This is a genomic window from Streptomyces javensis, from assembly GCF_039525925.1.
Taxonomy (GTDB): Bacteria; Actinomycetota; Actinomycetes; order Streptomycetales; family Streptomycetaceae; genus Streptomyces; species Streptomyces asiaticus.
On the sequence record NZ_BAAAIF010000022.1, the window covers coordinates 87,329 to 107,774 of the forward strand.

Annotated in this window: 22 protein-coding genes; 6 read left to right on the top strand and 16 right to left on the bottom strand. The window is 70.8% G+C overall.

Features of this window, described 5'->3' with window-relative positions; genetic code table 11:
- Positions 1 to 9 precede the first annotated feature (9 nt).
- Positions 10 to 432, top strand: a complete 423-nt coding sequence (locus tag ABD329_RS21170) for a tautomerase family protein (protein ID WP_198275118.1) — start codon at positions 10 to 12, stop codon at positions 430 to 432.
- A 164-nt stretch (positions 433 to 596) separates the two neighbouring features.
- Entirely contained in the window at positions 597 to 1,199 is a 603-nt protein-coding gene (locus tag ABD329_RS21175; RefSeq protein ID WP_198275117.1) for a DJ-1/PfpI family protein, read from the top strand.
- 4 nt (positions 1,200 to 1,203) lie between these two features.
- Here ABD329_RS21175 and ABD329_RS21180 read toward each other — a convergent pair whose 3' ends face one another.
- Genes ABD329_RS21180 through ABD329_RS21190 form a run of 3 tightly spaced genes read right to left on the bottom strand, consistent with a single transcriptional unit; the run spans position 1,204 to position 3,608 of the window.
- Positions 1,204 to 1,995: a siderophore-interacting protein gene (locus tag ABD329_RS21180; protein ID WP_246618133.1), complete on the bottom strand. Its 792-nt coding sequence runs from the start codon at positions 1,993 to 1,995 to the stop codon at positions 1,204 to 1,206.
- A gap of 51 nt (positions 1,996 to 2,046) precedes the next feature.
- Positions 2,047 to 2,955: a PDR/VanB family oxidoreductase gene (locus ABD329_RS21185; RefSeq protein ID WP_198275115.1), complete on the bottom strand. Its 909-nt coding sequence runs from the start codon at positions 2,953 to 2,955 to the stop codon at positions 2,047 to 2,049.
- A gap of 23 nt (positions 2,956 to 2,978) precedes the next feature.
- Positions 2,979 to 3,608 carry an MSMEG_1061 family FMN-dependent PPOX-type flavoprotein gene (locus ABD329_RS21190; protein ID WP_198275114.1) on the bottom strand — a complete coding sequence of 210 codons (630 nt, stop codon included), beginning with the start codon at positions 3,606 to 3,608 and terminating at the stop codon, positions 2,979 to 2,981.
- Between the two features lie 170 nt (positions 3,609 to 3,778).
- Between ABD329_RS21190 and ABD329_RS21195 the strand changes: the two genes are divergently transcribed.
- Positions 3,779 to 4,474 (top strand): TetR/AcrR family transcriptional regulator, encoded by a 696-nt coding sequence (locus tag ABD329_RS21195; RefSeq protein ID WP_198275113.1) that lies wholly within the window; start codon positions 3,779 to 3,781, stop codon positions 4,472 to 4,474.
- 10 nt (positions 4,475 to 4,484) lie between these two features.
- On the opposite strand, the gene asnB is transcribed toward ABD329_RS21195, so the two are convergent.
- Positions 4,485 to 6,317: an asparagine synthase (glutamine-hydrolyzing) gene (gene asnB, locus ABD329_RS21200; RefSeq protein ID WP_198275141.1), complete on the bottom strand. Its 1,833-nt coding sequence runs from the start codon at positions 6,315 to 6,317 to the stop codon at positions 4,485 to 4,487.
- 446 nt (positions 6,318 to 6,763) lie between these two features.
- Between asnB and ABD329_RS21205 the strand changes: the two genes are divergently transcribed.
- Positions 6,764 to 8,218 (top strand): glyceraldehyde-3-phosphate dehydrogenase, encoded by a 1,455-nt coding sequence (locus ABD329_RS21205; RefSeq protein WP_198275112.1) that lies wholly within the window; start codon positions 6,764 to 6,766, stop codon positions 8,216 to 8,218.
- Positions 8,219 to 8,462: 244 nt separating this feature from the next.
- Here the strand turns inward: ABD329_RS21205 and ABD329_RS21210 are convergent, their stop codons facing one another.
- From ABD329_RS21210 to ABD329_RS21255, 10 genes are all read right to left on the bottom strand, one after another.
- Entirely contained in the window at positions 8,463 to 9,275 is an 813-nt protein-coding gene (locus tag ABD329_RS21210; protein WP_198275111.1) for an IclR family transcriptional regulator, read from the bottom strand.
- A gap of 148 nt (positions 9,276 to 9,423) precedes the next feature.
- On the bottom strand, positions 9,424 to 9,744 hold the full coding sequence (locus ABD329_RS21215) for a ferredoxin family protein (RefSeq protein ID WP_198275110.1): 321 nt from the start codon (positions 9,742 to 9,744) through the stop codon (positions 9,424 to 9,426).
- A gap of 1 nt (position 9,745) precedes the next feature.
- Positions 9,746 to 10,768: an NAD(P)/FAD-dependent oxidoreductase gene (locus ABD329_RS21220; RefSeq protein WP_198275109.1), complete on the bottom strand. Its 1,023-nt coding sequence runs from the start codon at positions 10,766 to 10,768 to the stop codon at positions 9,746 to 9,748.
- Positions 10,769 to 10,940: 172 nt separating this feature from the next.
- The gene (locus tag ABD329_RS21225) at positions 10,941 to 11,336 is read right to left on the bottom strand and encodes a hotdog family protein (protein WP_198275108.1); all 396 of its coding nucleotides are present in this window, start codon (positions 11,334 to 11,336) and stop codon (positions 10,941 to 10,943) included.
- Positions 11,333 to 11,869 (bottom strand): MaoC family dehydratase N-terminal domain-containing protein, encoded by a 537-nt coding sequence (locus ABD329_RS21230; protein WP_198275107.1) that lies wholly within the window; start codon positions 11,867 to 11,869, stop codon positions 11,333 to 11,335. Before ABD329_RS21230 ends, ABD329_RS21225 begins: the two co-directional genes overlap by 4 nt.
- Positions 11,866 to 12,648, bottom strand: a complete 783-nt coding sequence (locus ABD329_RS21235; RefSeq protein ID WP_198275106.1) for an IclR family transcriptional regulator — start codon at positions 12,646 to 12,648, stop codon at positions 11,866 to 11,868. The genes ABD329_RS21230 and ABD329_RS21235 overlap by 4 nt, the downstream gene beginning before the upstream one ends.
- Before the next feature lie 16 nt (positions 12,649 to 12,664).
- Complete coding sequence (locus tag ABD329_RS21240) at positions 12,665 to 13,528, bottom strand: alpha/beta fold hydrolase (protein WP_198275105.1); 864 nt, start codon at positions 13,526 to 13,528, stop codon at positions 12,665 to 12,667.
- Positions 13,525 to 14,487 (bottom strand): DODA-type extradiol aromatic ring-opening family dioxygenase, encoded by a 963-nt coding sequence (locus ABD329_RS21245; RefSeq protein ID WP_198275104.1) that lies wholly within the window; start codon positions 14,485 to 14,487, stop codon positions 13,525 to 13,527. The genes ABD329_RS21240 and ABD329_RS21245 overlap by 4 nt, the downstream gene beginning before the upstream one ends.
- On the bottom strand, positions 14,484 to 15,833 hold the full coding sequence (locus ABD329_RS21250) for a peptidase dimerization domain-containing protein (protein ID WP_198275103.1): 1,350 nt from the start codon (positions 15,831 to 15,833) through the stop codon (positions 14,484 to 14,486). The genes ABD329_RS21245 and ABD329_RS21250 overlap by 4 nt, the downstream gene beginning before the upstream one ends.
- A gap of 114 nt (positions 15,834 to 15,947) precedes the next feature.
- The gene (locus ABD329_RS21255; RefSeq protein ID WP_198275102.1) at positions 15,948 to 17,177 is read right to left on the bottom strand and encodes an aromatic ring-hydroxylating oxygenase subunit alpha; all 1,230 of its coding nucleotides are present in this window, start codon (positions 17,175 to 17,177) and stop codon (positions 15,948 to 15,950) included.
- 294 nt (positions 17,178 to 17,471) lie between these two features.
- Here ABD329_RS21255 and ABD329_RS21260 point away from each other — a divergent pair, with 294 nt between their 5' ends.
- Positions 17,472 to 18,425, top strand: coding sequence for a quinone oxidoreductase family protein (locus ABD329_RS21260; RefSeq protein ID WP_198275101.1), 954 nt, complete (start codon positions 17,472 to 17,474; stop codon positions 18,423 to 18,425).
- Positions 18,426 to 18,547: 122 nt separating this feature from the next.
- Here the strand turns inward: ABD329_RS21260 and ABD329_RS21265 are convergent, their stop codons facing one another.
- A complete protein-coding gene (locus ABD329_RS21265) occupies positions 18,548 to 18,946 on the bottom strand; it encodes a hotdog family protein (protein ID WP_246618132.1) in 399 nt (132 codons plus the stop codon).
- A gap of 5 nt (positions 18,947 to 18,951) precedes the next feature.
- Positions 18,952 to 19,428: an FAS1-like dehydratase domain-containing protein gene (locus tag ABD329_RS21270; protein ID WP_198275099.1), complete on the bottom strand. Its 477-nt coding sequence runs from the start codon at positions 19,426 to 19,428 to the stop codon at positions 18,952 to 18,954.
- 141 nt (positions 19,429 to 19,569) lie between these two features.
- On the opposite strand from ABD329_RS21270, the gene ABD329_RS21275 reads away from it, so the two are divergent.
- Positions 19,570 to 20,439, top strand: a complete 870-nt coding sequence (locus ABD329_RS21275; protein ID WP_198275098.1) for an alpha/beta fold hydrolase — start codon at positions 19,570 to 19,572, stop codon at positions 20,437 to 20,439.
- The last annotated feature ends 7 nt before the right edge of the window (positions 20,440 to 20,446 follow it).

Genomic DNA, 20,446 nt, shown 5'->3' on the forward strand with positions numbered 1-20,446 from the left:
GAGAGAGCAATGCCCTTGTGGCACGTCTACCATCCGGTCGACGCCTACTCAGCGGAGCAGAAGCGGCAGTTCGCCGCGGACGTCACGGAGTACTACACCCGGGTCGGTCTGCCGAAGTTCTACGTCGTCACCCTTTTCCACGAGGTCCCCGCGTCCTCGTTCCTGGTCGGCGGGGAGCCGTCGGACAACACCGTCCGGGTCGTGGTCGAGCACATCGCCCGCCACTTGACGGACCCCGAGGTGAGGAAGAAGGGCACCGAGGGGCTCAACCGCCTGCTCGCCCCGCACACCCGGGACCGCGGGCTGCACTGCGAGTTCCACGTCGACGAGACGCCCCGGGACCTGTGGATGATCGACGGGATGTGGCCCCCTCCCGCGCGCAGCGAAGCCGAGCAGCTCTGGGCGCGGGAGAACCGCCCGGTGGCGTACTGAACGCGACCCCGACCCCGACCCCGACCGCGACCGCGACTACGACTACGACCGCGACCGCGACGCGGCACCGCGAGGCCGCCGACCTCGATCGGCGGCCTCGATCGGCGGCCTCGCCCCCGGCGAAATCCGTGGCCGAGCGGGGGTGGGTCTGATTGGATCGCGGCATGGCCCAGGAAGACACGCGGAAGATCGGAATCCTGCTGTTCCCGGACGTGGAGGAACTCGACGCCATCGGCCCATGGGAGGTGCTGTCCTACTGGACCCGCAACTTCGCGGAGGACGGATGGCAGGTGTTCTGCTTCTCCGCCGATGGCAACCCAGTGACCTGCGCCAAGGGGCTCACCGTCGCGGCCCATCACGCGATGGCCGACCTGCCCGCGCTGGATGTGCTGCTGCACCCCGGCGGCCAGGGGACCCGGCCCCAGCTAAGGGACGATCAGCACCTGGAGTGGGTACGGGCCCAGCGGCGATCCGTTCCCCTGATGACGAGCGTGTGCACGGGCTCCCTGGTCTACGCGGCGGCCGGACTGCTGGCCGGGCGCCCCGCGACCACGCACTGGGCGTCGCTGGACCGGCTCGCCGAGCTCGACCCGACGATCGACGTACGGCCCGAAGAGCGGTTCGTCGACGACGGTGACCTGATCACCTCCGCGGGGGTCTCGGCCGGTATCGACATGGCCCTTCACCTGGTCGCCAGGCTGGCCTCGCCCGAGCGCGCACGGCAGGTGCGGCGTGGCATCCAGTACGACCCGCGGCCACCGGTGTGAGCTCTCAGCCGGGGCTGGAGCGGCCGTGCCGCCAGTAACCGAAGAACGCGATGTCCGGCTTCGGCACACCGCGGTCGCGCACCAGATGGCGGCGCAGCCCGGTGGCCAGTCCGGCCTCTCCGGCGACCCAGGTGTAGAACCGGCCCGGCCGCAGGGACGACGTCCGGACCGTGTCGAGGGCCAGCCCGCCGGGCAGGGTGCCCGCGCCGTCCCGGGCCAGCCACCGCACCCGTACCCCCTCGGGCGCGGTGATGTCGTCACGGATGTCGGCGGTCCCGGGCACCTCCAGGAAGACCTCCGCCACCAGCGAGGCCGGAGCGTCCTCGAGGATGGAGAGGATCGCCGGTACGGCGCTCTCGTCCCCGACGAGCAGCTGCCATTCGGCATGGGCCGGTGGCAGATAGCTCATGCCCATGTCGAAGATGCCCGCCGGGTCTCCGGGCCGGGCGTGCCGGGCCCAGGTGGTGGCCGGGGTGTCGCCGTGCAGGGCGAACTCGATGTCCACCTCGCCGAGTTCGGGCCGGGTGCGCCGGATGGTGAAGTTGCGCACCCATGGTCGGCGTGACTTCGGCAGCAGGAGTAACTCCGCCATCCACGCGTCGCTGGAGAGCTTGGGCATCCTCAGCCCGTCCTGCCCCTCGCGGGGGAAGAACAGTCGCACCATCTGGTCGAAGCCCATCGGCTTCAGATGCTCCAGTTCGGGTCCGCCGAGGGTGATGGTCGAGAAGGCGGGTGTCAGCGATGTGTTCCGGCGCACCTCCAGCGTGATCATCTGCCGTGATTCGGGCGTGCGCATCTTGGGCAACATGCGTTCCTCGCGTTGGGTTGGGGGCCGCTCGCCGCCTGGTCACAGGTCCACGACGAGCCGCGGGGAGAGGGCGCGGGAGACACAGGTGTACATCCGGCCCGCGGGGGCGCCTATGTCGTCCCGGTGTTCGGGTTCGCCGTCGAGCACGGTCACTTCGCAGCTGCCGCAGACGCCTTCGCGGCATCCGGACGCCACGGGGAATCCGGCGTGGTTCAGGACGTCCAGCAGCGACTCGTCGTCGGGCACCTGGAGCGTCCGCCCCGACCGGGCGCACACCGCCTCGAACGCCGTGTTGGGCGCGAACGCCCTGGGCGCCGGGCGGAACCGCTCCGCGTACAGCCGCCCCGCGGGGAACGCGTCCTCCGCCGCGGCGAGCATCGGCCCGGGGCCGCAGGCGTACACCACCCCACCGGGGCTCAGCGCGGATGCCAGAGCCGCGAAGTCCGGCCTGCCCTGCTGCCGCGTGGCCACGATCCGCGCCCGATCGCCGTAGGAGGAGCGCAGTTCGTCGACGAAGGGCATGGATTCCACCGACTGCCCCAGGTACACGAGCGACGCCGGGACGTCCGACGCGGCCGCCGCCCGCAGCATCGGCAGGATCGGGGTGATGCCGATCCCACCGGCGAGGAAGAGGTACTCCGGCGCGGGGAGCAGCGGGAAGTGGTTCCGCGGCAGCGACACATCGAGGGCGCGGCCCCGGCGCAGAAACCGGTGGACGTACTCCGAACCACCCCGGCTGAGGCGGTCGTGCCGTACCGCGACGCGGTAGGACTCCCGGTCCGCCGGGTCTCCGCACAGCGAGTACTGCCGGGTCAGCCAGTTCGGCAGCGCCAGGTCGATATGGGCGCCCGGCTCCCAGGGCGCCAGCGGGCCGGTGGTGCCCCGCAGGACGAGGGAGACGACGTCTTCGGCGACCCGCTCGATGTGGTCGACGACGGTCTGTTGCATCGTTGATTCACCTTGTGCCGTGGTCAGTAGAGTTTCCGGTAGCCCTCTTCGAGAGCGTGGGTGAGCGCCATCGGGTCGATGTCCATCCCGAACTGGGCGGTGGCGATCTCGCCGACCGACGGGATCTCGTCGGCGAGGGCCTGGCTCGCGGGATCCCACAGCCGGGAGCGGATGAGCGCGCGACCACAGTGGAAGTACGCCTCCGCCACCTCGACGACGATCGCCAGCACCGGATCCTTGGCCTCGGTCTGCATCCTGGCGAGCACATCGGGGTCGTCGGTCGGGTAGGCGCGGCCGTTGACCCGCAGGGTCTCCCGCAGCCCGGGGATGAGGAAGAGCAGCCCGATCCCGTCGTTCTCGGCGAGGTTGCGGAAGGAGTCGGCGATCTTGTTGCCGGGGCGGTCGGGAATCGCGAGCGTGTGGTCGTCGAGGACCTTCACGAACCCCGGGTAGTCGCCACGGGGGGAGCAGTCGGCGCGCCCCGCCGCGTCCGCCGTGGCCATGGACACGAAGGGGGAGTGTGCGATGAAGAGGCGGAAATACTCGTCGATGTGGTCCTGGATCTTGGCCTTGACCATGCCCTCGGGCTCCCCGAGCAGGGCGTGGACCTCGGCCGGCGACAACCGCCGGGGGCGGGTGCTCGTCTGCGTCATGAGGACTCCTTCCGGAAGGGGCGAAGCGGAGCGCGCGGGCCCGTGCCGGTCACCTCCCGCGCCGCTGCCGACGACGGTGGCTCACCGCTCCGTCGCAGTTCATGGCACTATTGTGAGCAATTACTCAGGTCTCGCGCCACTCGCTTTCGGGGCGCTGTGCAGGAGGTGTCATGACGACCGGCGGTCGCGGACTTCAGCCACGTAAACAGCCACGCCAGGCCCGGGCCGAGCTCACCCGGCAGCGCATCCTCACCGCCGCTGCTCACGTTTTCGCGGAGTACGGCTATGCCGCCGGGACCACCAATCGCATCGCCGAGCGGGCGCGGATCTCGATCGGCTCGCTGTACCAGTACTATCCGAACAAGGACGCGATACTGGCCGAGTTGCTGATCCGTCACCTCGACGCCGGGGGCGACGCCATCAGGAGCCGCCAGGACGAGGACGAGCCCGACTCCATGGAAGAGATCATCCGCGGTTTCGCGCGCCCCGTGATCGCGAACCATCTCGACGACCCGCAGCTGCTCCGCGTCATGATGGAACACGGGCCGCGGTCGCCCGAGTTGCTCGAGAAGATCGCCCGGCATGAGCGGGAACGGGTCGCCTACACCCAGGAGTTGCTCGAGCGCCATCCCGAGGTCCGGGTCGAGGACACCTACGTCGCCGCCCGGCTCGTGGTGGCCACGGTCGAGCTCGTCGTCCACCAGCTCATCGCGGCGCCGGACTCCATCGACACCAAGCGGCTGGAGAACGAACTCGTCGCGATGATCACCACTTACCTCACGGCCGCGCCGGGCGGGACCGACGGGGCTGAGCGGCCACGCGACGAGGGACGGGCACCCGGCGGCCCGGATGCCCGTCCCTCGTGAGGTGTGTGGATCAGTCGATCGTGATGACGGGCTTGCGCAGGTCGAACCATGTCGCCAGGTCGAGGGCGCGTTCGATGGTGGCGCGCTGCTCAGTGGTGATGACCTCCGCCGGTGCGTCGAGCGCCTCCCGCAGCGTCTCGGTGCGGCACAGCTCGAGGGCCGGGTGTCCGGAGGTGATGAGGTCGCCCGCCTGCCGCCTGATGGCGGCGAGATAGGCGGGGTCGAAACTGCCGGGGTAACCGCTCTTCTTGCGGTTGGCCACCGACTCGGGCAGCACATCGCGGGTGGCCTCGCGCAGGATGCTCTTCTCCCGCCCGTCGAACGTCTTCAGCGACCAGGGGGTGTTGAAGACATAGGAGACGAGGCGGTGGTCGCAGAACGGCACCCTGACCTCCAGGCCGACGGCCATGCTCATCCGGTCCTTGCGGTCGAGCAGGGTGTTGACCATGCGGGTGAGATGCAGATAGCAGACCTGCCGCATGCGCTTCTCCAGACCGGTCTCGCCGTCCTTGAGCGGGACTTCGTCCAGGGCGCTGAGGTAGTGGTCACGCAGATAGGTGTCCAGGTCGAGCTTCTCGGTGAGGTCCTGGGACAGCAGGCTCTTGGTGTCGCCGAGCGTCAGTCCTCCGGCGAGCCACGGGAAGGTGTCGGCCTCGCGCCGCTCGTCGTGGAACCACGGGTAGCCACCGAAGACCTCATCGGCCGACTCGCCGGACAGGGCCACGGTCGACTGTTCGCGAACGGCCTTGAACAGCAGATAGAGCGAGTTGTCCCGGTCGCCGAGCCCGATGGGCAGATCCCTCGCCGCGATGGCCGCCTGCCTTACCGCCGGGTCGGACAGCGCGGAGCCGTCGAGCACGATGTCCCGGTGGTCGCACTTCACATGCTCGGCGACGGCGTGCACATACGGCGTGTCGACGCTGGGCGCCACGTCGATCGCGCGGAAGTTCTCCGCCTGCCCGGGGAAGTCCACGGCGAAGCTGCGGACGGTCTCGCCGTGTTCGCCGAGCTTGCGGGCGGCGAGCGAGGTCATCGCCGAGGAGTCGAGCCCCCCGGAGAGCAGGGTGCAGCGGGGCACGTCGGCGACGAGCTGACGGGCGATGATGTCCTCCAGCAGCTCCCGCACATGGGCGACGGTCGTCTCCTGGTCATCGGTGTGCTCGGAGACCTCCAGACGCCAGTACGCCTGCTCGCGAAGTCCATTGCGGTCGACGACGGCGATATGGCCGGGGCGCAGCTCCTTCATGCCCTTCCAGATCGCGTGGCCCGGGGTCTTGGCGAAGGAGAAGATCTCCCGCAGCCCGTCCAGGCCGACCTCGGGGGCGGCGAGCGGATTGGCGAGGATCGCCTTGGGCTCGGATCCGAACAGGACGCCGTCGTCGGTCTCGTAGTAGTAGAACGGCTTGATGCCCATCCGGTCCCGGATCATCACCAGCTTCTCGGTGCGGGAGTCCCAGATGGCGAAGGCGTACATGCCGTTCAGCTTCTCGGCGAGGGATTCGCCCCATTCGACATAGCCGCGCAGAACGACCTCGGTGTCGGAGTCGGTGGTGAAGCCATGGCCCCTGCGGCGCAGTTCGTCCCGCAGCTCGGTGAAGTTGTACGCCTCACCGGAGTAGACCATGCTCACGGGGCCGTCGGCCGTGTCGACGACCATGGGCTGCGCCCCGCCGGGCAGGTCGATGACGGCCAGCCGCCGGTGTCCGAGCGCCGCCCTGCCGGTCACCCACGCTCCGGCCGCGTCCGGGCCCCGGCAGGCCATCGTCTCCGTCATGGTGTCGAGGACCTGGCGGTGGGAGGTCAGATCGCGACGGTAGGAGACCCAGCCGGTGATGCCGCACACAGTGATCATCCCTTTCACTCAGCGGGAGATGGTTGCCTGTGAAAACCATCTACCTCCCCGGAGCGGGATCGCTACCGAACGCTGATCACTGGGGGAGTGGTATTTCTCACTGGTAAATTCCTGTTAATGGTAAGTTTCATCATGAACGCTGTCCGAAAAACGACGCCCACTAAGTCGCTATTTTACGGCTGATATCCGTGTCGTAATTCATCAGGGAATGACCGGCGGTATACGAAAGAGAAGGGGTGCCCCCGTGGCGGCCTCGGCTCGCCGCGATCGGTCGCGGCGCATGGGCGGTGGCGGGGGCCAGGCGCCCCGCGTGCCATTCGGTCAGCGTGCGGGAGCCGTGCCGGGAGCCCGCGTGGTGCGGCTGGCCGGGGGCGCCGCCGCCCGCCATGACCTGGGGAGCTAGCATATGAGCGCCACCTAGCTCGAAAGATAAACTTGTGACTCTCAACGAGGACTCGTTCACCAATTGGAAGCACCGCGAGGAGATCGCGGAGTCGATGATCCCCCTCATCGGGAAGCTGCATCGGGAGCGGGACGTCACGGTCCTGCTGCACAGCCGCTCCTTGGTGAACAAGTCGGTCGTCAGCATCCTCAAGACCCACCGATTCGCCCGCCAGATCGCCGGTGCGGAGCTCTCGGTCACCGACACCCTGCCGTTCCTGCGCGCGCTCACCGCGCTGGACCTCGGCCCCTCCCAGATCGACATCGGCTTGCTCGCCGAGGCGCACCGGGCCGATGACCGCGGTCTCTCCGTCGAGGAGTTCACCGCCGAGGCCGTCGCCGGGGCCACCGGGGCCAACAAGATCGAGTGCCGTGAAGGACGCGATGTCGTCCTCTACGGGTTCGGACGGATCGGGCGGCTGGTCGCCCGTCTGCTCATCGAGAAGGCCGGGTCCGGCAACGGTCTGCGGCTGCGCGCCATCGTGGTCCGCGGGAGCGGTGGGCGGGCCGGTGAGGACATCGTCAAGCGGGCCTCGCTGCTGCGCCGCGACTCCATCCACGGCCAGTTCCAGGGCACGATCACCGTGGACGAGGCGAACAGCAAGATCATCGCCAATGGCAACGAGATCAAGGTGATCTACGCCGACGACCCGGCCTCGGTGGACTACACGGCGTACGGCATCAAGGACGCCATCCTCATCGACAACACCGGCAAGTGGCGCGACCGCGAAGGGCTGTCCCAGCATCTGCGCCCCGGTATCGACAAGGTGGTGCTGACCGCGCCGGGCAAGGGCGATGTCCCCAACGTCGTCCATGGCGTCAACCACGACACGATCAAGCCGGACGAGCAGATCCTGTCCTGCGCCTCCTGCACCACCAACGCGATCGTCCCGCCGCTGAAGGCGATGGCGGACGAGTACGGCGTGCTGCGCGGCCATGTGGAGACCGTCCACTCGTTCACCAACGACCAGAACCTGCTGGACAACTACCACAAGTCCGACCGACGCGGCCGCTCGGCGCCGCTCAACATGGTCATCACCGAGACCGGTGCCGCCTCCGCCGTGGCGAAGGCCCTGCCCGACCTCAAGGCGAAGATCACCGGCAGTTCGATCCGCGTCCCGGTGCCGGACGTCTCGATCGCGATCCTCAATCTCCAGCTCGCGCGCGAGACCACCCGCGAGGAGGTCCTGGACCATCTGCGCGAGGTGTCCCTGACCTCGCCGCTCAAGCGTCAGATCGACTTCATCAGCGCTCCCGACGCGGTCTCCAACGACTTCATCGGCTCGCGCCACGCCTCGATCGTCGACGCGGGCGCCACCAAGGTCGAGGGCGACAACGCGATCCTCTACCTCTGGTACGACAACGAGTTCGGCTACTCCTGCCAGGTCATCCGCGTCGTCCAGCACGTCTCCGGGGTGGAGTACCCGACCTACCCGGCCCCGGTGGTCTGACACCCGCCACGAGAACGGTCCCGCTTCCGGATCCGTCCGGAAGCGGTCCGCCTACTCGCCCGTCCCGGCCATGTCGGCCAGCAGCCGTACGATGCCCGCCGGGAGAGCGCGGTCAGCACCGGGGGCGCCGCGTTGCGCGGGACGTGCCGGAAGAGCACCCGCCGCTCGTTCAGGCCCCGGCTGCGCAGGGTGCGTACGAAGTCCTGGCGAGAGGGGGACGGCCCGGCTGCTCGTCGACTGAGGGCTACGGCTCGGTCCGGTACGCCTCGATCACCGCGAGACGGGTGGTGACGGCCTCCGCGGCGTTCCGCAGCGCCGCCAGCGTACGGGGGGCGTTGTGGCGGGCCGTGGCGGCGACGACCGACAGCGCGCCCAGGTAGGCGCCGTCCCTCGGCCCGCGTATGGGCACGGCCACGGCGGAGTAGCCGGGGCGGTGCTCCTCGGAGTCGGTGGCGTAGCCCTGCTCCTGGATGCGGGCGAGTTCGCCGGGGAGCCGGTCGGCGGTGAGGGTGCGGGCGGTCATCCGGCGCATCCGGGGGGCCAGCCGCGCCAGCGGGTACTGGTCGGGCAGCATGGCCAGGGTGAGCTTTCCCGGGGCCGTGCTGTGCAGCTGGAGCAGCCGTCCGCCGATCGAGGCACCGGCCCGGTTGCGGTGGCGGCCGGCGTTGTCGATGCACAGCAGGTCGGTGCCGTTCGGCACGGACAGGCTCACGGGGCTGTCGAGGGCCTGCGCGAGGTTCTCCATCACCGGCCGCGCCGCGTGGCGCAGGGTGCGCTGCCGGGGCGCGCGCAGGCCGATCGCGTACAGCAGCAGGCCCAGCCGGTAGTGGGAGCCGTCCCGCTCCAGCAGCTCACTGGCGACGAGATCCTGGCACAGCCGGTGCACCGTGGCCTTGGCGACCCCGGTGCGCGCCGTCAGCTCCGTGAGGCTGAGGGAGAGGTCGCCGTCGCCGAAGGCCGACAGGATCAGCCCGACCTTGCCGAGGACGGACTTGGGGGACCGCCCGTCCGGCCCGGCTTCCTCGCCGTTGCCACGAGGTACCGCCGCAGTCGTCACGACATGCCCTCCTCGCCTGGCGGTGTGCCTCGATCAAGGCCGCCATGTGTGCTGAGGATGGCCAATATAGATATCTTTTGGCCTGGCAGGAATGGTCGGAGGGGTCGGAATTCGGCGGGGCGACCCGATCCCGCGGCCGGTGGTCCGCTCAACCGCCCGCCACCAGGGCCGTGTCGACACCCAGCGGGCCGACCGCCCCGGCGCCACCGGGGGTGCCCAGCGGGGCGTCCCGGCCGGGCAGGACCTCCTCGAAGAACCGCCGGTTGTCGGCGCGGTGCTCGGGGTCCGCCTTCCGGTCCACGGTGATCGCCTGCTCCGGGCAGGCGACCTCGCAGGCGCCGCAGTCGATGCACTCCACCGGGTTGATGTACAGCTTGCGCTCGCCCTCGTAGATGCAGTCGACCGGGCACTCCTCCATGCAGGACCGGTCCATGATGTCCACGCAGGACGCGCCGATGACGTAGGCCATGTCAGTTCTCCTTCTCGGTGGAATGCCCGGGGAACAGGGCCGCCTCCGGGTCGATGACCGTGGCGGCGTTGTTGACGGCCGTGGCGGCCTCGCCGAAGCCGACGGAGATCAGCCGCACCTTGCCCGGGTAGTCGGTGATGTCGCCGGCCGCGAAGACACGGGGCAGATTGGTGGCCATACGGGTGTCCACGGCGATCCGGCGCGCCCGCAGGGTCAGGCCCCAGTCCCGCAGCGGCCCGAGGTCCGCGAGGAAGCCGAGCGCCGCCACCACGGTCTGTGCCGTCAGACGCGTGGTGTCCTTGGTGATCCGGTGACGGATCTCGACCTCCTCCAGGTGTGCGGTGCCGTACAGGCCGCTGACCTCGGAGTCGGTGAGCATGTCGATGCCGAGCGCCTGGACCTTCTCCACCGACGCGCGGTGGGCGCGGAACCGGGCGGTGCGGTGCACCAGACGGACCGAGCGCGCCACGGGGGCCAGCAGGGCCGCCCAGTCGAAGGCGCTGTCGCCACCGCCGACGACGACCACGTCGTGACCGGCGTGTGCGGTGGGGTCGGGCACGAAGTACACCTGACCGCGGCCGAGGAAGTCCTCCCCGGCCGGGAGCGGGCGCGGGGTGAAGGTCCCCACCCCTCCGGTGATCACGACGGCCCCGGCCCGTACCGCCGTCCCGCGGTCGCTGCGGACCACGGGCAGTCCGTCGCCGTCGTGGTCCAGCGCCACCGCGCGGTGGCCGAGGAGATAGCGGGTGCCGTATGCCTCCGCCTGCGCCACCAGGCTGTCCACCAGGTCGCGACCGCGCACCGAGGCGAATCCGGCGATGTCGAAGATGGGCTTCTCCGGATACATCGCGCTGATCTGGCCGCCCCGCTGGGGCAGCACATCCATCACGGCCACGCGCAAGCCCCGGAAACCCGCGCAGTACGCGCCGTACAGGCCCGACGGTCCGGCGCCGATGATCAGGATGTCCGTCTCGACCACCGCCGCGTCCTCCGCGGCGACCGGCTCATCGTTGAGAACGCTCATGGTCGAGGAGCGTAGGCAGACCGCGATCACGGTCCAATGGAATCGGTCCGCCTGCCGGGACGGCGCCGCGGAACCCGTTCGGCCGCCGCACCCCGGACACGCGGAAGCGGTGGCACCCAAGGCCCCCGCAGCCCTGACCGCCACCGCTCCCGCGCCCGGACGCCCCGGGCCGTCACCCGGCGCGCGTCACCTCCACCGTCCCCGTCACGCACTCCGAGCCGTCCGCCTTGAGGATGCGCGCGTCGAGCCGGATCCGCGCGCCCTCGACCGACGACACCGTCGCGGCCCAGGTCAGCCGCTCACCGGCCACCGCCGTGGCGACGTTGCGCCAGGCCACCGACTCCAGCCGGGCGCCCGGCCCGGCCCACTCCAGGGCGTGCCGGCTGAGCATCTCGCCGTTAAGCGTGGACTGCACGACGGCGCCGGGAAACCCCTCGGTGGCCGCGTACGCGGCGTCGTAATGGATCCGGTGGGCGTTCCACGACACGGCGCTGAAGCGGAACAGCTGCACACTGGTGTGGGCGTAGCGGCGCGGTGGACACTCCGCCCCGACAGCGGGCGCCGTCATCGGTCACCTCCGGTGGCGTCGAGCACCACGATCGTCTCGTCCACGGCCGCCAGCTCGCTCCCGTCCGGGGACAGGAACCGGGTGCGGACCCCCAGCAGGACGAATTCACCCGACCGCCCGCGCTTGTGCCGCGCGGAGACGACCGCGCGGGCCGCCGTGACCCGCGTACCCGCCACCGGGGGCCGGACCAGGCGCACCGACTGGCCGCCGTGCACCTGGCGCACCGGCAGGCCCTCGGTGCACGGCGACTCCCGCCGTGCCAGGCCATCCGGCCGCAGCTCGTCCTCCGTCGGGCCGTCCTCCCAGCTCATGGTGGCCGCGAGGAACAGGGCGGGCGCCTCGACGGGCCGGCCGTCCGCCTCCAGGGCGCGGGCCCGGCGGATGTACCCGCCGTCGTTGAGGGCGGCGGCGTAACGGCAGAAGTCCTTGACCGTCGGGGTGCCGCAGTCCTCGTCCCGCCACCGGTCGATCAGCTCCCCTGCCCGTGCCAGCACCTCTTCCAGGGCGGGCGAGGACACGACCGGAGCCGTCACAGCGCCGACCTCAGTGAGCGGCTGATGCCGAGGCCCGCCGTACGCAGCGCGCTGGCGTGGGCGATCGCGTCCACACGGTAGGTCGGCGCCGTGATCGACAGGGCCCCGGCGAGGGTGTTCTGCCGCCCGAAGACCGGTACCGCCATGCTCATGTAGCCGAGCCGCACCTCCTCCGCCTCCGTGGCGATGCCCTGCTCACGGACGCGGTCCAGCTGGCCGCGCAGCCGGCCGGGCGAGGTGATGGTGTGGCGGGTGAACGGCTTGAGGCCGCTCCTGACCACCTCGCCGAACAGGGTGCCGGGGGAGTGGGCGAGGATCGCCTTGCCGGTGGCCGTGCAGTACAGCGGAAGCCGCCCCGCCACCCGCGACTCCTCGCTCAGCCCCCGGTGGGGCAGGATCTTCTCCAGGTACACCACGTCCAGCCCGTCGTGGATGGCGAAGTGGATGGTCTCCCGCGTGGCCAGCAGCAGATCCTCCATGTACGGCTGCGCCACCTCGCGCAGGATCCGCTGCCGGTGCACCCGCTGCCCGATCTCGAACAGCCGCAGCCCCAGCCGGTAGTTGCAGCCCGCCCGCTCCAGCAGCCCCCATGCGACCAGCTCCTGGGACAGCCGGTGGACGGTCGCCTTCGCCACGCCCGAACGGCGCACCAGATCGGCGAGCGACAGCGAGTCGTCGTCGGGCGTGAACGCCTCCAGGATGGACCGGACCTTGCCGAGGACGGAGTTCATCGAGTCGGGACAGGCTCTGGTGGCGTGGTCGATGGGGACGACGGTCATGGCAGGCACCTCACGATCAGGTGGTGGAGGACGCGGCGAGGAACTCCAGGCTGAGCGGGTTGTACAGATCCGCCTTCTCGTGCTGCGGCCAGTGACCGCACTCGTTGAAGATCTCCAGCCGGGCGCCGGGGATCGCGGTCGCGATGGCCTCGGCCTCCGGTACGTCCCCGAACGGGTTCTTGTTGCCCCAGACCACCAGCGTCGGTGCCTTGATCCGGGCCATGCGGTCGGGCCGCAGCAGATTGCGCTCGCGGGTCTCGGTCTCCTGGAGCGCCAGCAGATTGTGCAGGTTCCGCTGGAAGTCCGGGTGGTGGTAGATCTCGTAGCGGATCCGCGTCAGCTCCTCGCCCAGCTCCTCGTCCCAGTCGGCCCACAGCAGCCGCAGCCGGTCCCGGGTGAAGGAGGTGTCGTCCTCCAGGGAGGCGCTGCGGGTGGACTTCTTCAGCCGCTCCATCACCGCCGGATTGACCTTGGTGCCGCCCATGCAGAGCAGTTGGAGGGAGGCGACCCGGTCCGGGTGCTCGCTCGCGGCCCACGACGCCACCCAGCCGCCCAGCGACTCGCCGACCAGATGGGCGCGCTCGGCGCCGACCGCGTCCAGATAGGCCATCAGGTGCTCGACGTACGCCGGGATCTCGCCCGGGCGGTCGGGCTTGCCCGTGTAGCCGTGGCCGAGCATGTCGATGGAGTGGCAGCGGTAGCGCTCGGCGTGTGCCGGGATGTTCCGTACGAACGCCTCCAGGTGGCCGGTGGTGCCGTGCAGGAACACCACATGCTCGCCGTCCTCCGGGCCGGCCTGGAGCGCGCGGGTCGTGATGTCGCCGGTCTTCACATAGGCGTGCCGGTAGTCGATGCCCGACAGCTCGGTCCAGATGCTCATGACTGCCTTTCGCTGTTCTGTGTCTGCGCGGGGTCGAGCACGGCGACCCCCATGCCGGTGAGCCACTCGGGCATCGGCTCGTAGGCCAGACGCCGTCCCGGGGCGTGGTCGAGCAGCGCGGCCATCAGCAGCCAGGTGCGCAGCTCCTGTGCGCCGTTGCCCGCCACCTTCTCCAGGTCCGCGGTGGTGTACTCGGTGAGGCGGCGGGCCTGTCCGCGTTCCAGCCAGGACAGGAACTCCTCGTCGAACTCCGGGTTGAGCGCCGCCTCGGCGGCCCGGATGATCTCGCGCCGCCGGGCGTCGTAGTCCTGCCAGTTCTTCCGGCCGTCTGTCCAGGCGCTGACCATGAACTCCTCGTCCTCGCCGTGCGGGTCGCGCCAGTCCGGCCAGGGCAGCCGGTGGGAGAGCCCGCCGGAGCCGATGACCGCCACCCGGCGGTCGCCGGGAAACGCCAGGACCGCCTCGCGGATCGCCCGGCCCAGCCGCTCGCAGCGGTCGAGCGTGGGCAGCGGGGGCGCGAAGACGTTCACCACCAGCGGTACGAGGTCGACGTCGAGCCCGTCGAGCAAGTACTGGACGGCGTGCGACTGGCCGTGGTCGATCTGGAGCCGGGCGGAGAACGCCACATCGAAACCGGACCGTTCCACCAGCGCGCCGGCCAGGTAAAGGGCCAGCTCCCGGTCCACCGGCTGCGGGCCCTTCGGGGTGCCGGACTCGCCGCTGGCGAGACACTCGTCGACGCCGAGCGTGAAGCTGGGAATCAGGTCGAGCCAGAACCCCCGGAAGTGGTTGGAGCCGATCAGGACCACCGTGTCGGGGCGGGCCGCGGCCAGCGCCTCGCGCGCCTCGCCGAGCGCGTCCCGGAACCGCTCGGCGCGGTCCTTGTGGTACGTCTCCTCCCAGTGGGTGTTCATCAGCGTGCTGTGCGACGCGCCGACCCCCAGCACGATCTCGGTCATGCCACGGCTCCTTCCTCGGCCTCGGCCACCTCGGCGCGGGACCGGGTGACGGTGTCCACGGCCGTGCGGATCAGATGGCGCGTGAGTCTCTCCATGGCCCGGAGCGACACCGTGTTCATGCCGCGGGCGAAGTCGATCTCGAAGGGTGCCTCCGCCACCTTGGGCATGCCGACGCGCACCGTGGGGATGCCGCGGCCGCGCAGGATGTTGGCGTCGGTGGCACCGCTGTTCCCGGCGATCACCTCGTGCGCACGTCCCTCCAGCGCCTCCCAGGCCGCCGTGGCGCTGCGGTGGATCCACGACCCGCGCGGGGTGCGGGTGCCGGGGATCGCCAGCACCATCTCCGCCCGGACGTCGAGACCGGGCGAGGCGGCCCGCAGGGCGGCCAGCGCGTCCATGAACTCCCGCTTGGCCCGCATCGGTGTGGTGTCCGGGCTGATCCGCAGGTCCACCATCAAGGTGCACACGGCGGGGGTGACCGCCGCCATCCGCGGCCAGCCGCCACGGATCGAGGAGACGATGCCCTGTGGTGCCACCGTGCCCGAGGTGTGCCGCTCGGCGTACTCCTCGAACCACTTCTCCAGATACGCGGCCACCTCCCCGGCGCGGGCGATGGCGTTGTCGTACGGGAGCCGGTGGCGGGAGCCCGCGTAGGTGTGGGTGCCGCCGACCGTCACCTCGAACCAGACCAGTCCGACCTCGTCCCACGAGACGGTCCAGCCGGGCTTGGCGATGACCGCGTAGTCGGTCCACACGCCCTGCTCCAGCAGGAACGAACACCCCACGCCCTGGCCGGTGTTGTGGCGCGCCCCCACCGGCCGGGCGTTGGTGGGCATCCCGCCCGCGCCGAAGGCCGCCACCAGGTCACCGGTGAGCGGGACACCGGCCCGGGAGATCGCCTCGACGGCCATCATCACGCATGCCGCGTGCCCCTTGGGATTGGAGGCGCCGAGCCCGGTCACCAGGTCCTCGTAGACGGTGGCGGCGGGCCGCATGTCCTCCCGCAGCTCCGGGCCGATCCACGGCACGTCCTCGCTCTCCTCGCCCACGGTCAGGGTGTCGATGGGGGCGTAGAGCATGAGGTCGGGGCCGGTGCCGTCGCCGGTCAGCCGCGCCCAGGCGTTGGCCTGCCGGTCGTCGAGGGGCTGAGTGGCGGCGTGGCAGCCGGTGGCGCGCAGAGTGTCCGCGATGTGCGTGGCCAGAGGACCCTCGTCGCCGGTGGGGCTGGGAATGTCCACCAGCCCCGTGATCAGTTCGCGGAGCCGGTCGGCGCTGATGTGGCGGGCGGCGTCGAGCGCCCAGGAGCGCCGCCGCTCGTCCAGGCCCGCCAGGCCCTCGGCGCTCACTGGTTGATCCTGTGGACCTGGGTCATCGTGGTCCGCGCGACGCGCTTCGTGGCCAGCGGGATACCGACGGCGATCGCCGCGCCCAGCAACAGGGTGAACAGGGTACGGAACATGTCATGCCTTCTCTTCGGATGCGGATGCGGATGCGGATGCGCCGTCGACCGCGGCCAGCTTCTTGCCGTACTCCTCCTCGCTGAGGTTCCGCCAGGCGGTGAGCGAGATGTCGGGCCGGTAGAGCTTCTCCGGCGGCGCGTCGGTGACATCGACCATCCACGCGTCCTGGCCCGAGAACTGGCCGTGGAACAGCCAGCGGATCGCCCCGAGGTACTTGGCGTAGAAGCGCAGGGTGTCCCAGCCCTCGGTGAAGTTGACCATCACCCCGACGTAGCGGTGGTTGTCCTCGTCCACCGGCACGTAGAACTCGTAGTGGATGAACTTGGGGTACGCGATGCGCAGCACACCCGGCATCGACAGGGAGGCGAAGCCGGGGAACTCCTGGGCCTCGATCGTCGGGTCGACCTGGTCGGCCTTGCCGGTGTTGCCGATGTTGAAGGTCTCCTTCGGCGGCTGCATCTTCCACCAGCGCTTGTTGGTCCAGCGGCCCACCCCGGGGTACTCGGCGTCCCAGTGGACCTCGTCCTGGACCCGGAAGATCCAGCGGCCACGCGGCACGATCCGGGTGATGTTCCACGTCGGCATGGGCTTGAACAGCCGCCACAGGGCCGTGCGGTGCAGATACTTGGCGTGGCCCTCGTCGAAGCCGTTCTCGCAGGCGAACCGCCAGTTGCCACCGCGCGGCTCGATCCGTCCGCCCATCACGAACGCGTTGCCGACCAGCTCCTCCGGCAGCTGGGAGTCGATCGGATGCGGCTCCTCGTCGGCGATCGGGATGTACACCCACACCATCCCGAGGCGCTCCTCGACCGGATAGGTGCGCACGCCCAGCTTCCCGGTCAGCCGACACCCGGGGCCGTCGGTGATGACCGCGGCCAGCCGCCCGGTGGGCAGGTCGAAGGTCCAGCCGTGGTACGGGCAGCTGACCGTGCCGGGAAACTGCTGATTGCCCTCCGACAGCGGCACACCGCGGTGCGGGCACCGGTTGTGCAGGGCGTACGCGGTGCCGTTGTCGCGGATCAGCGCGATCCGCTCGCCGCAGACGGTGAACGGCAGCGGCTTGCCCGTGATCTGGCTGGACCAGGTGACCGGGTACCAGTAGCCGCGGAAGCCCGCGGCCGCACCGTCGTAGTGGGGCCAGGACGACCAGTCCTGGCGGCCGGGTTCGGCCGGTTTTCCGCGGCGGCTCCGGACGGGGGTGGCCGTGTCGGGAGAGTCCTCGACCGTCATCGTGCGTGTCCTCCTGCTGCCGGTGTTCGGTGGACCCGAGCATCCGGCCCGGCGCGGATCCGCCCAAGGGATCCGGTCCACTGAGCAGACCGCGTCTCCCCGGCGGGCGACCGGACGGCGGGGCGACCGGACGGTGCGGCGACCGGACAGCGGCGGGCGACCGGACGGCGGCCGCGGCGGTGCGTCCCGCTGAGCGGACCCCGCCCGGTGCGCGGACCGGGTGGCGCGGTCTAGCGTGCGCCGGGTCCGCCCCTCGCCGAACCGGGCCGTGAGCCCGTGATACGGAGCGAAAACGTGAGCCACCCGACGTCACAGTCCCTGGTGCTGGAGGAGTTCGGCACCCTGCCGCGGCTCGTCGAGCGGCCGGTACCCGAGCCACGCCCCGGCCACACCCTGGTGCGGATCGAGGCGGCCGCCGTCAGCCACCTCGACCTGAACGTCATCGACGGCAAGTTCGGTATCCTCCCCGACCTGCCGTCGGTGCCCGGAACCGCGGGCAGCGGAATCGTCGTCGCCTCCGACACCCACCCCGAGGGGAGCCTCGTCCGCCTCAGCGGCAAGGCACTCGGACTGCGCCGTGACGGCACCTGGGGCGGCCACGCACTGGTCCCGGACGCCGCCGTGGAGGCCGTGCCCGATGGTACGGACCCCGCCCTGGCCTGTAGCTTCTTCTCCCCCGCGGGCACGGCGTGGGCCTCGGTGCACACCGTGGCGGGCGTCCAGCCCGGGGAGCGGGTCCTGGTGACCGGGGCGGCCGGTGCGGTGGGCGCGCTCACCGTGCAGCTCGCGGCCCGGGCCGGGGCGGAGGTGATCGGTGTGGTGGGCCGCACCGCCAAACTGCCGCATGTACCGGCCCCCGCCAAGGCGCTGCTCGCCGCCGACCTCTCCGCCGACGCGATCGGCGGCCAGGTGGACGTCGTCGTCGACACCGTGGGCGGGCCGGTCCTGCGCGACTCCCTGCCGCTGGTGCGCCCGCGCGGCCGGGTCGCCCTCGTCGGCTACACCGCCGGCCGTGAGTTCACCGTGGACCTGGCCGACTTCCTCCTCGCCGATGTGTCGCTGCTGCCCGTGAACCTGATGACCCGGGGGAAGGAAGTGGCCGCCGACACCCAGCGGCTGCTCGGCGACCTCACCTCCGGCGAGCTGACCCTGCCCGTCGAGCGCCATCGCATCGACGGGCTGGCGGAGGCCGTGGCACGGCTGCGGTCCGGGGAGGCGGTGGGCAAGGTGGTCCTCGACCTGGGTTGAGTCGCCCTGGGCTGAGTCGACCTCGGCTGAGTCGACCTGGACTGACTCGACCTGGACTGACGCGACCTCGGCTGAACGGTCCCGCGGCGTGGCGGGGCTGTTCACCGCCGGGGCGGGGCCGTTCACCCCATCAGGACCACGGCCCGACCCCGGCAGCACACCACATCGCCCCGCCCACCGTGCTCGACCAGATCCAGGGTGACCCGCCCCGTCGCCGGATCGACGGCGCCGACCGATCCGCTCACCACGAGCCGCTCCCCGGCCAGGGCCGGTGCCCGGTTCTGCCACTCGACCTCCAACACCCGTCCGTCCGGCCCGGCGAACGCCATGGCGGCGCGGTGCATCAGACAGCCGTGCAACTGCGCCATGACGACCGGGCCGTCCAGCCCTTCGGACCGCGCGAACCCGGTGTCGTAGTGGATGCGGTGGGCGTTGCGGGTGACCGCCCCGAACCGCAGCAGCGTGACGGCGTCCGGGGTGAACTCCACCGGTGGTACGGGCTGGCCCGTGTGCACCTTCATCGGACTCATCGGACGATGAACCTCTCCCGCACCCGGGCGAGCGTGGACCGCTCCGCCGTGTACGTCTTCTCGACCGTCAGCAGCAGGAACGGGGCACCGCTGCCCTTGCGTACGACGTCCGTGAGGACACGGCGGACCCCGATCCGGTCGCCCGCCCGCACCTCGCCGGTGAACCGGACCTCCTGGCCACCCGCCATCAGCCGTACGTCCAGGCCGTCGGTGCCCGGGACCTCGTCGCGGTACATCCCGTCCGGCCGGAACTCGCCCCGGTCGGCGCCGCCCGCGCCGCGCAGCAGACTCGCCACGTACAGCGGATGGACGGTGAATCCGGGGTGGCCGGGATCGATCAGCCGCGGGCTGGTCTCCCCGGCCGCGCGGGCGAACTCCGCCGCGTCCTCGGCCCGTACGACCCCCAGATCCCGGTGTTCCGGGCGGCCGATCATCGCCCTGGCCCGTTCCTCGGCCACTTCCCACGCGGACATGTACTGCCTTTCTGCGCACGACTACCGCGGACACGCTGGACCGGGAGGCTAGCCACCGCCCGGAGGCGGTCACCACGGGACCGGCCCGCTCAGCGGACCGGTCCGCTTGGGCGGAGATCACCGGCCGCACACCATCGGGACATGGACCTCATGACCATCCAGAAGCCGCCGGAGGGCGCCCACGCGGAAGCGGACGGCGTCACGTACCACTACCTCGAACTGGGCACGACGGGCAGGCCGACGGTCTTCCTCCACGGCGGCGGCCCCGGGTGCACGGGCTGGTCCGACTTCGGGCAGGTGGCACCGCTGTTCGCCGAGGACCGCCACTGCTACCTCGTGGACATCCTCCAGTACGGCAAGTCCGCCAAGCCCGTCATCGAAGGCCCGATGTGGGACTACCACGCCGCCAAGACGGTCGCGCTGCTCGACACCCTGGGCATCGAGCGCGCCGACTTCGTGTGCAACTCATGGGGCGGAACCATCGCGCTGAACCTGGCCGCGAAGTACCCCGAGCGGACCCGGTCGTTGACCATCACCGGCAGCATGCCCGTGTTCCACGGCCCGCTGGCCCCGCTGCCGGAGGGCGGCCGGCGTGGCCGCAACGCCCGCGATGTGTACTACGGCGGCACCGGCCCCTCCTGGGAGAAGATGCGGGAGCTGATCGCCCGCCTGGAGTGGTACGACCCCGCCGCGATCCCCGATGACACCGTCACCCTGCGCTATGAACAGAGCCTGGACCCGGAGGAGACCGCCCTCGCCGGAGCCTCCGACAACCCGCGCGGCGACTGGCAGGACCTCACCGCCGAACTCGGCACCATCCAGGCCCCCACCCTCTTCGTCTGGGGCATGTACGACGCCTTCCTCACCCCCGACTATCCGCTGATGCTCGCCCGCATGGTCCCCAAGGGCAATCTGCACGTGATGCACCACGCCTCCCACCACCCCCAGGAGGAGCGGCCGCACGCCTACTACACCGCGGTCACCGGCTTCCTGAACCAGCAGCACGACTGAGCATCCC